General features: G+C 70.0%; 13 protein-coding genes. 10 read left to right on the forward strand and 3 right to left on the reverse strand.

Annotation, left to right across the window (positions count from 1 at the left end):
* The first annotated feature begins 138 nt into the window (after positions 1-138).
* From EV292_RS16495 to EV292_RS16500, 3 genes are all read left to right on the forward strand, one after another.
* The gene (locus tag EV292_RS16495; RefSeq protein ID WP_132910328.1) at positions 139-933 is read left to right on the forward strand and encodes a response regulator; all 795 of its coding nucleotides are present in this window, start codon (positions 139-141) and stop codon (positions 931-933) included.
* A gap of 123 nt (positions 934-1,056) precedes the next feature.
* The gene (locus EV292_RS22725; RefSeq protein ID WP_165927131.1) at positions 1,057-1,194 is read left to right on the forward strand and encodes a hypothetical protein; all 138 of its coding nucleotides are present in this window, start codon (positions 1,057-1,059) and stop codon (positions 1,192-1,194) included.
* A gap of 112 nt (positions 1,195-1,306) precedes the next feature.
* The gene (locus EV292_RS16500; protein ID WP_132910329.1) at positions 1,307-1,954 is read left to right on the forward strand and encodes a sigma-70 family RNA polymerase sigma factor; all 648 of its coding nucleotides are present in this window, start codon (positions 1,307-1,309) and stop codon (positions 1,952-1,954) included.
* A gap of 532 nt (positions 1,955-2,486) precedes the next feature.
* Here the strand turns inward: EV292_RS16500 and EV292_RS22730 are convergent.
* Positions 2,487-2,660 (reverse strand): hypothetical protein, encoded by a 174-nt coding sequence (locus tag EV292_RS22730; protein ID WP_165927154.1) that lies wholly within the window; start codon positions 2,658-2,660, stop codon positions 2,487-2,489.
* Between the two features lie 36 nt (positions 2,661-2,696).
* Between EV292_RS22730 and EV292_RS16505 the strand changes: the two genes are divergently transcribed.
* The 6 genes from EV292_RS16505 to EV292_RS16530 all read left to right on the forward strand — a co-directional run bounded on the left by EV292_RS16505 (position 2,697) and on the right by EV292_RS16530 (position 9,501).
* On the forward strand, positions 2,697-5,345 hold the full coding sequence (locus EV292_RS16505) for a bifunctional [glutamine synthetase] adenylyltransferase/[glutamine synthetase]-adenylyl-L-tyrosine phosphorylase (protein ID WP_207913450.1): 2,649 nt from the start codon (positions 2,697-2,699) through the stop codon (positions 5,343-5,345).
* Positions 5,324-5,773 (forward strand): peroxiredoxin, encoded by a 450-nt coding sequence (locus EV292_RS16510; protein ID WP_132910331.1) that lies wholly within the window; start codon positions 5,324-5,326, stop codon positions 5,771-5,773. The genes EV292_RS16505 and EV292_RS16510 overlap by 22 nt, the downstream gene beginning before the upstream one ends.
* Before the next feature lie 353 nt (positions 5,774-6,126).
* Positions 6,127-7,260, forward strand: a complete 1,134-nt coding sequence (locus EV292_RS23170) for a M23 family metallopeptidase (RefSeq protein WP_243693820.1) — start codon at positions 6,127-6,129, stop codon at positions 7,258-7,260.
* A 278-nt stretch (positions 7,261-7,538) separates the two neighbouring features.
* Positions 7,539-7,877 carry an iron-sulfur cluster insertion protein ErpA gene (erpA, locus tag EV292_RS16520; RefSeq protein ID WP_132910332.1) on the forward strand — a complete coding sequence of 113 codons (339 nt, stop codon included), beginning with the start codon at positions 7,539-7,541 and terminating at the stop codon, positions 7,875-7,877.
* A 50-nt stretch (positions 7,878-7,927) separates the two neighbouring features.
* Positions 7,928-8,698, forward strand: coding sequence for an exodeoxyribonuclease III (gene xth / locus EV292_RS16525; RefSeq protein ID WP_132910333.1), 771 nt, complete (start codon positions 7,928-7,930; stop codon positions 8,696-8,698).
* Positions 8,695-9,501: a transporter gene (locus EV292_RS16530; protein WP_132910334.1), complete on the forward strand. Its 807-nt coding sequence runs from the start codon at positions 8,695-8,697 to the stop codon at positions 9,499-9,501. Before xth ends, EV292_RS16530 begins: the two co-directional genes overlap by 4 nt.
* A 102-nt stretch (positions 9,502-9,603) precedes the next feature.
* On the opposite strand, the gene EV292_RS22735 is transcribed toward EV292_RS16530, so the two are convergent.
* On the reverse strand, positions 9,604-9,774 hold the full coding sequence (locus tag EV292_RS22735) for a hypothetical protein (RefSeq protein WP_165927155.1): 171 nt from the start codon (positions 9,772-9,774) through the stop codon (positions 9,604-9,606).
* Positions 9,775-10,196: 422 nt separating this feature from the next.
* On the opposite strand from EV292_RS22735, the gene EV292_RS16535 reads away from it, so the two are divergent.
* A complete protein-coding gene (locus EV292_RS16535) occupies positions 10,197-10,448 on the forward strand; it encodes a hypothetical protein (protein WP_132910335.1) in 252 nt (83 codons plus the stop codon).
* A 54-nt stretch (positions 10,449-10,502) separates the two neighbouring features.
* Here the strand turns inward: EV292_RS16535 and EV292_RS16540 are convergent, their stop codons facing one another.
* Complete coding sequence (locus EV292_RS16540; RefSeq protein ID WP_132910336.1) at positions 10,503-11,654, reverse strand: GNAT family N-acetyltransferase; 1,152 nt, start codon at positions 11,652-11,654, stop codon at positions 10,503-10,505.
* Between the last annotated feature and the right edge of the window lie 109 nt (positions 11,655-11,763).

Below are 11,763 nucleotides of genomic sequence, written 5' to 3' on the forward strand. Positions count from 1 at the left end.
CTCGATGGTTCCCCCGCCGTGCGACGAAAATCGCCGACCGGGGGGAACTTATTGCCACGGCCGCGCAGCGTCCACGACCGTTTTTTGATGACGCACGATGGCGCCTCGGCGACCGCCGTGAGGGAGGGCTTTCTACACATGTCGCTCGGACAACAACTCGCGCCGCATCTTCCGTTCCTGCGCCGGTACGGCCGCGCGCTGACCGGGAGCCAGGCGCAGGGCGACCGCTACGTCCGCGCGACGCTCGAGGCGATCGTCGCCGCGCCGGACCAGTTCCCGCGCGACGTCGATCCGCGGCTGGGGCTGTATCGCACCTTCCAGGCGATCTGGAACTCGGCCAATTTCGACGAGGTGGAGGGCAGCGAGCCGGCCGAGGAGCAGGAGGCGGTGGCGCGCGCGCGGCTGTCGCGCATGACGCCGCTGTCGCGCCAGGCGCTGCTGCTCACCGCGATGGAGGGCTTCACGCCGGAGGACGCGGCCTATCTGATCGAGGTCGAGCCGTCCGAGGTCGACTCGCTGGTGGCCGAGGCGCTCGCCGAGATCGAGAAGCAGACGCGCGCGCGCGTGCTGATCATCGAGGACGAGCCGATCATCGCGATGGACATCGAGTCGATCGTGCGCGACCTCGGCCATGAGGTCACCGGCGTGGCGGTCACCCGCGACGAGGCGGTGGCGCTGGCGATGGAGGATCGCCCCGGCCTGGTGCTGGCCGACATCCAGCTCGCCGACGACAGCTCGGGGATCGACGCGGTGAAGGACATCCTCGCCGAGTTCAACGTGCCGGTGATCTTCATCACCGCCTTCCCCGAGCGGCTGCTCACCGGCGAGCGGCCCGAGCCGACCTTCCTGATCACCAAGCCGTTCCAGCGCTCGACGGTGAAGGCGGCGATCAGCCAGGCGCTGTTCTTCGACGAGACCACCGTCCCGGCGTGAGCTTCCGCGAGAGGGGTGGCGGCGCGCCACCCCGATCGCGCGACCGGACGCGGAAATCGCGCACCTGCCGTCGCTTGGTACCATCCTTACGGACCCAAAACGGTCATCACGCGTTGGATGGCCATGGCAGACGAGAACGATCGAGTGCACCTCGAGACCGATGAGGCCCGTGCCGGCAGCACGCCCGGGATGACGCGCTACATATTGGCGGCGTCGCTGGTGCTGATCGTGGTCGTCTTCGCCGCCATCCTGTTGTCCTGACGCGATGCTCGAACAAGTGGTGCGTGACGGACTGGCCAATCGGCCGGGCGGTACCTATCTTCCAGCCTCGGACGTGCGCCAGGACGGCGCCGCGTCAGCACGACGGAGCGGCATGACCCAATCTTCCTCGCACACGGACGAGGCGTCGGCCCCGGCACCGACGGAATATGTCGCGCTGTCCGATCCCGAGTTCAAGAAGCAGCTCGCGCTCGTGATTCCCCATCTGCGCGCCTTCGGCCGCTCCTTGTCGGGCAACCGCGATCTCGCGGACGACCTGGTGCAGGAGACGCTGCTCAAGGCCTGGGCGGCGCGCAAGCGCTTCCAGGCCGGCACCAACATGCGCGCCTGGACCTTCATCATCCTGCGCAACCTCTTCCTCAGCCAGATGCGCCGCGCGCGGTTCAAGGGCGAGTGGGACGATCTGGTGGCTGACCGCGTGCTCGCCGCACCGGCGAGCCAGGACAAGCACGTCGAACTCGCCGACATGCAGCGCGCGCTGATGCACCTGCCGCAGCCGCAGCGCGAGGCGCTGATCCTCGTCGGCGCGGGTGGCTTCGCCTATGAGGAGGCCGCGGAGATCTGCGGCGTGGCGGTCGGCACGATCAAGAGCCGCGTCGCGCGCGGGCGTGTCGCGCTGGAGGCGCTGATGACCGACGGCGCCTTGTCCTCGCGGCGCGACCATGAGGTCAGCAGCGACCGCTCGACGCTCGATTCGATCATGAACGAGGTCGACGAACTCAGCCGCGACCGCGACGCCTGAGGGTAAAGGGCCAAGGATCAGCCTTCAGCCGTCATCCTGAACTCGTTTCAGGATCCAGCGGCCCGCGTGCGGCCGGTGCCGGCTGTCTCGCGGCCCTCCGGTTGGACGGGTCCAACCACCGTCATCCCGGCCGCGCGCCGGGATCCATTCCTCCGCCAGAGCAACATCGGCGGCTCTCGCGCACCATGGATCCGGACCCGAAAGGTTCATTGTCGCGAAGGCGGCTAGCTCCACCCGTCATCCCGGGCCCTTCGACAAGCTCAGGAGAGCCTTGACCCGGGATCCATCGCGCCGCGAGAGCCGCCGGCGTTGCTCTCGCGGCACCATGGATCCCGGCGCAAGGCCGGGATGACGGTGATGAAGAGCAAGCCGCCTTTTGGGTCCGCACCAACGGATCCCGGGCCGAGCCCGGGATGACGGGTGGCTGCCGCGACGATCAGCCGTACGAATCCGGAGCCGTGGTTTCTGCAACACGTTCAGGATGACGGCCTCGCTGACGGGCGCGAAACGTCGCCGTACTACGCCCCTCTTCTCAATGCCCTAGACCGCCGAGCTGCGACAGCAGGCGTGCCATGTCGCTCGGCAGCGCCTTGTCGCGTCGATAGGCGGCGCGCAACGAGCCCGCCAACACGTCGCCGGGCTGCGGTGCGCGAACGACATAGTCGCTGCCGGCGCTGCCGGAATGTGAGGAGGCGTCTCGTACCATGTTGCTCGAACGTACGACCTGGTCTTAGGTTTCGGCATGACGACTCCCCGGTTCGACGAGGCGCGCCGCCGGGCGGAACGCTTCGCGCCGTTCCTGAACATATTGCTCCAGCGTGAGACGGATACCGCCGCCGCGCTCGCGATCCCCGATCTGCCGCTCGCGCGCCGGCTGCGGCTCGAGCGGCGCGCGCTCGCGCTCGACGTGGCGCTGGGCGATCTCGCCGGCACGCTCGACCTCACCGCGGTCACCGCCCGGCTCACCGACTTCGCGGACTCAGCTCTCGACCGCGCCATCGCCGGCGCCATCGCCGAGCGAACCCCGGAAGCCGCGCCGCGCGGCTTCGTCGCGATCGCGCTCGGCAAACAGGGCAGCCGCGAGCTCAACTATTCGTCCGACATCGACCCGATCTTCCTCTACGATCCCGCGACGCTGCCGTGCCGCGCGCGCGAGGATGCCGCGGACGCGGCGGTGCGGATCGGGCGGCGCGTGCTCGAATTGCTCCAGGCGCGCGACGCCGACGGCTATGTGCTGCGCGTCGATCTGCGGCTGCGCCCGTCGCCCGAGGCGACGCCGATCGCGATCCCGATCGACGCCGCGCTCAGTTACTATGAATCGCAGGCGCTGCCGTGGGAGCGCGCCGCTTTCATTCGCGCGCGGGTGGCGGCGGGAGACCGCGCGCTGGGCGCTCGCTTCCTGGAAGCGATCCGGCCGTTCGTCTGGCGGCGCAGTCTCGATTTCGGCGCGGTCGGCGAGATCCTCGACATCACCCGCCGCATCCGCGACCATCACGCACAGGGGCAGGCGTTCGGCCCCGGTTACGACCTGAAGCGCGGACGCGGCGGCATCCGCGAGATCGAGTTCTTCGCGCAGATCCACCAGCTGATCCACGGCGGTCGCGAGCCGATGGTGCGCGCGCCCGCGACGCGCTACGCCCTTGCCGCGCTGGCCGAGGCGGGACGGATCGACGCGGCGGACGCGGCGGCGCTGAGCGAGGCCTATACGCTGCTGCGCACGATCGAACATCGCGTCCAGATGATCGACGACCGCCAGACCCATGCGCTACCCGCCGGAGAGGCGCTCGACCGGGTCGCGCATCTGCATGGGGTGGACGACGGGGCGGCGCTGCTCGCGTTGCTCGCCCCGCACGTGGCGCGCGTCGCGGCGACCTTCGATCGGCTCGCACCCGTCGCGGGCGCGGGGCTCCCCTTCGACCCGGCGCGGCTCGGCGAGACGCTGGCGGAGGCGGGCTTCTCCGACAGCGCGGACGCGGTGCGCCGCGTCGTCGCCTGGCGCGAGGCGCGCTATCCCGCGCTGCGCTCCGCCGCGGCGCAGAACGCGCTGGAGGCGGTGCTGCCGGTGCTGGTCGGGGCGCTGGCGCAGGCGCCGGTGCCCGCGATGGCGCTCAACCGGCTCGATCACTTGTTCGAGCGGCTGCCGAGTGCGGTCAACGTCTTCCGCCTGCTCGAGGCGCGCCCCGCCCTGACGACGCTGCTCGCCGAACTGCTCAGCCACGCGCCGACGCTGGCCGACGAGCTGGCGCGACGCCCCGATCTGCTCGACGGGCTGATCGACGCCAGCGCCTTCGCGCCCATCAGCGAGATGCCGGCGCTGGTCGCCGAGATGCGCGCGGTCGAGGCGGGCGGCGACTATCAGGCGCTGCTCGACCATGTTCGCCGCGTCGTCGGCGACAAGCGTTTCGCGCTCGGCGCGCAGATCGTCGCGGGGGCGGCCGACCCGCTCGATGTCGCCGCCGGCTACGCGCGCGTCGCCGAGGCGGCGATCGAGACGCTGGCGAGCGCCGCGACCGCCGAGTTCGAACGCGCCCATGGCCGCGTCCCCGGCGGCGAACTGGTGATCCTCGCGCTCGGGCGCATGGGGGGGATGGCGCTGACCCACGCCTCCGACCTCGATCTGATCTATCTCTTCACGGGCGATTTCACCGCCGAGTCCGACGGTGCCAAGCCGCTCGGGGCGACGCTGTATTTCACCCGGCTGGCGCAGCGCGTGACCGCGGCATTGTCGGTGCCCACCGCGGCGGGGCCGCTCTACCCGGTCGACACGCGGCTGCGGCCGTCGGGCGCGCAGGGGCCGCTGGTGGTCAGCCTTGACAGTTTCGCGCGCTACCAGCGCGAGGAAGCGTGGACCTGGGAGCATATGGCGCTGACTCGCGCGCGCGCCGTCTTCGGCTCGCCCGAAGCGCGCGCGGCGGTGGAGGCGATCGTCGCCGCGGTGCTGGCGGGCGACCGGCCCGCGCGCGACGTGCCCGCCGAGGCCGCGGAGATGCGTGCCGAGATGGCGCGCCACAAGCCGCCGCAGGGGCCGCTCGACGCCAAATTGCTGCCCGGCGGGCTGGTCGACCTCGAGTTCGCCGTCCATGTCACGCAACTGACGCGCCGCCGCGGCTTCGATCCGCGGCTGGGCGAGGCGATCGAGGCGCTCGTGGCGGCGGGCGCGCTCGCGCCGACGATGCGCGAGGCCTATGCCTTGCTCGCGCGGCTGCTGGTGACGGGGCGGCTGGTCGCGCCCGACGCGCAGGAGCCAGCCGCCGCCGCGACACGCGCGCTGATCGCGCGCGCGGTGATGCTGCCCGACTGGGAAACGCTGCTTGCCACGCTCGATCGGGTGCGCGAGAGCGTCGCCGCGCAGTGGCAGGAGAGCATCGCATGGACCCCCTCCCGGACGTGACCGCGACCGGTACCGACGGCGCGCCGCTGCGGCTGCGCGACCTGCCGCGACCGCTGATCGTCTATTTCTATCCCAAGGACGACACGCCGGGCTGCACCCATGAGGCGCTCGATTTCTCCGCGCTGGCGAGCCGCTTCGCCGCTGCGGGCGTGGGGATCGTCGGCATCTCGCGCGACACGGTCGCCAAGCACAACAAGTTCATCGCGCGCCATGGCCTGGTTATTCCGCTCGCCAGCGACCTCGACGGCAGCGTCACCGAGGCCTTCGAGGTCTGGGGCGAGAAGCAGATGTATGGTCGGACCTATATGGGCATCGAGCGCGCCACCTTCCTGTACGACGCGGATGGGCGGCTGGCGCGCGCGTGGCGCAAGGTGAAGGTGAAAGGCCATGCCGAGGAGGTGCTCGACGCCGCGCGCTCGCTGGGGTGAAGCGGGTCTCCGACCGCTGGCCGACAGTGCCGATCGACGGTCATGCGGCGGGTCGAGAATTCCGCGGACCGGCGTGCGCATGGCGCTCGGCGCACCGGATCCGTCGCGCAGAATCGCCCGCCAACCTACGTAAATTGCGCGATCAAGCCTTGTCCGACTCGGCGAATTACAACGACTCGCCGCGTCCTTCCGTCATTCGGGCGCGGTCAAGCCCCGCCGCTCTTGTCTCATTAACCCTGCTCGGGTCACAAACCTTTGCGTCCGGGAGGCGATCGTCTCCGGGGCGGCAGTACGGAAAAGGGGAAGGCCGCGCGGCGACACGCCACCGGCCGTAATCTTTGATCTGGGGTTCGATGAACGACACCGCTCTCACGCCGGCCGTGCGCCCGCTCGATCGCCTGCGCGCCGCTTCCGGGTCGCGCCGCCTGATGGTCCGCGGCGGCGCCGCGCTGGTCCTCGGCTTCGCGGGCTATGGCGCGGTTGCCGCCAGCCAGCAGGTCGCGCTCGCGACCGGGCTCACCGCCGCGCCGACCAGCGAGCGCAAGCTCGCCCGGATGGAGCAGAAGGTCACCCAGCTCCAGACGCGCGTCGCCACCATCCGCCACACCGCCGAGCTGCACGCCACCCGCATCGAGCAGCGCCAGGCGCTGCTCGCCGCCGCGCTGACCGGCGCGGGCGAGAGCAAGGAACTGGCGCGCGCGACGCTCGCGATCGATCCCGACGCCACCCGCGTCGCGGCCGACACGATCAAGCCCTTCCTGCGCGTCGAATCGCGCCAGGCCGAGCTCGCCGCCGTGGCGCAGCGTGAGCTGGACCAGCGTTACGCCACCACCGCCAAGCAGGTGCGCAAGCTGGGCATCTCCACCTCGCGGCTGGCACGCGGTGGCAGCGCGATGGGCGGCCCGCTGGTCGAGGCCAACAGCCCCGAGGCGCGCGCCGATCTCGCCGCGGACCAGCAGTTCCGCTCCTTGTTCATGAGCTGGAAGAAGCTCGACCGGCTCGAGCAGGGCGTGATCGCGATCCCCTCGGTGCAGCCGGTGCAGAAGCTGCAGTTCACCAGCAATTTCGGCATCCGCAGCGATCCCTTCCGCGGCACCGCGGCGATGCACGCCGGCGTCGACATCCCCGGCCCGAGCGGTACGCCGATCTACGCCACCGCCGACGGGGTGATCAGCCACGCCGGCCGCCAGGGCGGCTATGGCAACATGGTCGAGATCAACCACGGCAAGGGCATCGCCACCCGCTACGGCCACCTGTCGAAGATCATCGTCGCGGATCATACGCGCGTGAAGCGCGGCCAGCTGATCGCGCTGATGGGGTCGACCGGGCGCTCGACCGGGCCGCACCTCCATTATGAGGTGCGGATCGACGGTCACGCGGTGAACCCGGTGCCGTTCCTCACCACCGCCGATTATCTGATGGCCGCGCAGGACCGCGCGGTCGGCCAGATCCCGGTGTCGACCTCCGGCCCCGCGCCGCAGGACTGATCGTTCCGCTTTAGGAGGGGAGGGCCGGCGCCGCGCCAAGCGGGCCGGCCCTTTCTCGTTCCGGGGCAGCGGATGGCGTTACGATCGAGAGTATTTCCGTCATCCCGGCCCCGCGCCGGGATCCATTCTTCCGCGCGAGCAACGCCGGCGGCTCTCGCGGCACGATGGATCCCGGGTCGAGCCCGGGATGACGGGAGTGGATGGGCCAGTGTCGCCGGGCGGTCGGGAAGGCGTCGTGCCCCCTTCCGCCCGCCGTTGCCCGCGCCTATCTTACGCACATGGCCACGCTCGCACCCGATATCGCGCTCACCCCCGCCGCCGCCGCGCGCGTCGCGGCGATCGCGGCGCGGCAGAACAAGCCCGCGATCCTGCGACTCGCGGTCGAGGGGGGCGGCTGCTCCGGCTTCCAATATCGCTTCGGCTTCGCCGACGCGCCCGAGGCGAGTGACGTGGTGGTGGAGACCGACGGCGTGCGGCTGGTGGTCGATGACATCAGCCTCGACCTCGTGCGCGGCGCCAGCGTCGATTATGTCGAGTCGCTGGGCGGTGCCTCGTTCAAGGTCGAGAACCCCCAGGCCGCGAGCGGCTGCGGCTGCGGCACCAGCTTCTCGGTCTAGACTGCTCACGGGGCGAGACAAATGACGCGCCGCGCGATAGATCAGCGCGCGTGAAGATCGTCACCTACAACGTCAACGGCATCAAGGCGCGGCTGCCGCGGCTGCTCGACTATCTCGAGGAAGCGCAGCCCGACATCGTCTGTCTCCAGGAGCTGAAGTCGAGCGACGAGACCTTCCCCGAGGCGGAGGTCCGCGGCGCGGGCTATGGCGCAGTGTGGCACGGGCAGAAGGGCTTCAACGGCGTCGCGGTGCTCGCGCGCGGTGCCGATCCGGTCGAGCGCCAGCGCCGGCTGGCGGGCGAACCCGAGGACGAGCACAGCCGCTATCTCGAATGCGAGGTGTTCGGGCTGACCGTCGCGTCGATCTACCTGCCCAACGGCAATCCCCAGCCCGGTCCCAAGTTCGACTATAAGCTGCGCTGGATCGAGCGGCTGCGCGCGCGCGCGGCGCAGCTTCTCGCCGACGAGGTGCCCGCGGTGCTGGCGGGCGATTACAACGTCATACCCAATGACGACGACGTCTTCTCGGTGCGAGCGATGGCGAGCGACGCGCTGATGCAGCCCGAGAGCCGCCAGGGCTATCGCGCGCTGGTCGCGCAGGGCTGGACCGACGCGTTGCGCGCCCGCCACCCGCGCGGTGGGATCTGGACCTTCTGGGACTATCAGGCGGGCGCGTGGCAGCGTGACGCCGGCTTCCGCATCGATCACCTGCTGCTCAGCCCCGCGGTGGCGGATCGGCTGGTCGAGGCGGGCGTCGACAAGGACCATCGCGGCCGCGAGAAAGCGAGCGACCACGCCCCCACCTGGGTGCGGTTGCGATGAAGCGCGCCGCGCTCGGCGCGCTGATGTCGCTGGTCGCGGCGCCGGCCGTGGCGCAGGACGGTCCGGTCACCGAGCGTTTCTGTCCCAATCGCCCGTCGCTGGGCGCGAGCGGCTGCGTCACCGTGCTGGGGCAGGTGCAGGTCGAGCTCTCCGGCGTCGATTGGCAGCGCGACGATAGCGGCGACTCGCGCGAAGATCTCACGCTGTTCGGCGACGTCACTGCGCGGATCGGTGTGACGCGCGACAGCGAGGTGCAGATCGAGTTCACCCCGATGGGTACGCTGCGCACGCGCGACAAGGCGACGGGGACGGTGTCACAGCGCTGGGGCGCGGGCGACACGACGATCGGCTATCGCTACGCGCTGAGCCATCCCGACGGCCGCGCTTTGTCCTCGGCGGTCCAGCCCTATGTGACCTTGCCGACCGGCCGCGCGGGGATCGGCGACGGCGACTGGTCGGCGGGCGTGATCGTCCCGGTCTATTGGCAGATCGACGAGCGCTGGAGCCTCGACTTCACCGGTCAGACCGCCGCGGCGGTCGACGACGACGGCCATGGCCGCCATTTCGACGCGAGCGGCGTGGTCGGCCTCGGCTATGCGCTGACCGACAATGTGACGGCGGTGGCCGAATTGTCGGTGGAGCGCGACGACGATCCCGCCGGCCTCGTGACACGGACGCTCGCGGCGGGGTCGCTGGCGTGGCAGCCGACCAAGCGGACGCAGCTGGACCTACTCGCCGTGGCAGGGCTCAGCCATGACGCGCCCGACGCGCGGCTGGTGCTGGGCGGTGCCTTCCTCTTCTGAGCGCGGACGCGCCGGCGGGGAAGGCCGGCGAGCGGATCGTCCGGCCCGGAAGTCACGCGCGGGGCACGACCGCGCGGGTGCGACGGTCATCGACTGACCCGTTCACTCGCCCGGGTCGGCATCGTCCCTGGCGGCGATCAGGGCGAGCACCGCGCGCGCGCCCTCCGGGCTGGCAGCGGCGAGTTTGAGCGGTCGTGCCTCGAGGCCGACATCGGCATTGAGGAAGGCCATCGCCCCGGCGAGACCGAAGCGTTCGGTCGCGGCGCGGACCACCTGGCTCTCCCGCGCCGCACTCTCCGGCGACAGCTTGGGAACGTTGCTGGCAGGGCGAAAATACGGGCGACGCGGCGTCCGCGGGGCGGAGTCTTGCTCGTCGCTCACGCGACGGCCGCGGCGGGCGGAGAAGGTTGGTCGGACACGTCGAGTCTCCCTGCGTGCAAGCGGGAGCGCGGGTGTCTCTCAGCCGTCCAGGCTCGCGTTGGTCAGATCTGGACAGTGGCTATCAGATGGGGTGTGCGGTGGCGGACACAAGAGCCCGCCATCATCTGGTGAAATCCGCCGCATGTCGGCGGCGGCATGCGCCACCATATTGGGCCTTCTATCCTAAGACACTCAAATAGCGCGATAAATCAAAGTTGGCACGCGAGCTGCAAAGCTCCTGGTGTCCCGATCGACGGGGCGAGGGAGACACTGTCATGAACGCCACGATCATCGCCGCTTTCGCCAGCCTGGTCCTGATCGCGCCGGCACAGGCCGAGCCGACCACGACTGCCGCCGCCGCCACCACCGCCGCCGCGAGCCAGCCCGACACGGTCGCGCCGGTGCGCAGCGCCAAGACGCGCTATTGCTACAACACCGAGTCGACCGGCTCGCACATCATCCGTCGCGAGTGCCACACCCGCGCCGAGTGGAAGGAAATGGGCGTCAAGGTTCCCGAGCGGCTCTGACACCCATCACGCGACGGAGGGAGGGAGCGGCGCCGCCGCTCCCGGTCCCCGCGCTCAGAGCGTGCGCTCGTAGACCTGATAGACCTTGTTGACGCGGCTCTCGATCGCGGTGGCAATCGAGTTCATCCCTTGATTGTCGTCGAGGATCCAGCCGATCTCGCCGCGCGATGCGCCGTAGTTCGCCACCGACGCCTGGCGGATCGCCTCGATCATCATGAAGGCGAGCTGGCTCGCCAGCCGCGACGATTGCAGCTCCTTGCGCACCCCCATCAGCGGCACGCGCATCGTGCGCACGCGCGGCTTGCGCAGCCACAGCAGCAGCTTGGCCCAGCCGAACGGGAGCAGGCTGCCGTTGAGCGGCCGGATCGCCTCGTTGAGGTCGGGTAGCGTGATCATGAACGCGACCGGCCGGCCGTCCACCTCGGCGATGCGGATCAGGTCGTTGAACACGATCGGCTTGAGCTTGACGCCGACGTCCTTGATCTCGGGCGGGGTGAGCGGCACGAAACCCCAGTTATCCGACCAGGCGTCGTTGAGGATCTCGAGGATGATCGCGGCTTCCTCGTCGAAGCGGCTCTTGTCGACCTCGCGCACGACGATGCTCTTGTTGTTCTCGCCGGAGCGGATGATCCGCTTCACGATCGGCGGGAACTCCTGCGTGATGTCGAGTTCGTAGGTGACCAGCTGTTTCACGGGTCGGTAGCCGGCGCGCTCGATCCACTCGCGATAGACCGGCTTGTGATGCCCCATCATCACGGTGGGCGCCTGCTCGAACCCCTGGATCAGCAGCCCCGGCTCTTCCCAGATCGACATGCTGATCGGGCCGAGCGCGCGCGTCATCCCCTGCTCGCGCAGCCACGTCTCGGCGCGATCCAGCAGGGCGCGGAAGATGTCCTCGTCCTCCGCGTCCATCAGCCCCCATTGGCCGACACCGGGGCCGAAGCCCTGTTCGTCGGGCATGTCGAGCGCGAGCGTGTCGATATGCGCCGAGATCCGCCCGACCACGCGCCCGTCGCGCCGCGCCAGGAAGAGCTGCGCCTTGGCATGGCTGAACCATCCGTTCTTCTCCGGCGTGATCAGCCCGAGCGCCTCGCCCTTCAGCGGGGGGACCCAGTAGGGATCGTCCGCGTAAAGCCGGAAGGGCAGGTCGACGAACGCCTTGCGTTCCCGCTTGGTGGTGACCGGGGTGATGGAGAGATCGGACATGGCGCTCGCCGTTAAACGGAGAAAGCGATCATAGCGAGCGAGCTTTTACCTGCAACGGGGACCCACGCCGTCCTGTAAAGGTCATGCTGTCGCCACTATGTTGGGGCAA

Origin of the sequence: Sphingomonas sp. BK235 (assembly GCF_004345855.1) — a bacterium.
Taxonomy (GTDB): Bacteria; Pseudomonadota; Alphaproteobacteria; order Sphingomonadales; family Sphingomonadaceae; genus Sphingomonas.

Bases quoted from the DNA above. Each gene is read 5' to 3' on its own strand.
- EV292_RS16495 (WP_132910328.1), top strand. From the start codon at position 139: ATGTCGCTCGGACAACAACTCGCGCCGCATCTTCCGTTCCTGCGCCGG.
- EV292_RS22725 (WP_165927131.1), top strand. From the start codon at position 1,057: ATGGCAGACGAGAACGATCGAGTGCACCTCGAGACCGATGAGGCCCGT.
- EV292_RS16500 (WP_132910329.1), top strand. From the start codon at position 1,307: ATGACCCAATCTTCCTCGCACACGGACGAGGCGTCGGCCCCGGCACCG.
- EV292_RS22730 (WP_165927154.1), bottom strand. From the start codon at position 2,660: ATGGTACGAGACGCCTCCTCACATTCCGGCAGCGCCGGCAGCGACTAT.
- EV292_RS16505 (WP_207913450.1), top strand. From the start codon at position 2,697: ATGACGACTCCCCGGTTCGACGAGGCGCGCCGCCGGGCGGAACGCTTC.
- EV292_RS16510 (WP_132910331.1), top strand. From the start codon at position 5,324: ATGGACCCCCTCCCGGACGTGACCGCGACCGGTACCGACGGCGCGCCG.
- EV292_RS23170 (WP_243693820.1), top strand. From the start codon at position 6,127: ATGAACGACACCGCTCTCACGCCGGCCGTGCGCCCGCTCGATCGCCTG.
- erpA (WP_132910332.1), top strand. From the start codon at position 7,539: ATGGCCACGCTCGCACCCGATATCGCGCTCACCCCCGCCGCCGCCGCG.
- EV292_RS16530 (WP_132910334.1), top strand. From the start codon at position 8,695: ATGAAGCGCGCCGCGCTCGGCGCGCTGATGTCGCTGGTCGCGGCGCCG.
- EV292_RS16535 (WP_132910335.1), top strand. From the start codon at position 10,197: ATGAACGCCACGATCATCGCCGCTTTCGCCAGCCTGGTCCTGATCGCG.
- EV292_RS16540 (WP_132910336.1), bottom strand. From the start codon at position 11,654: ATGTCCGATCTCTCCATCACCCCGGTCACCACCAAGCGGGAACGCAAG.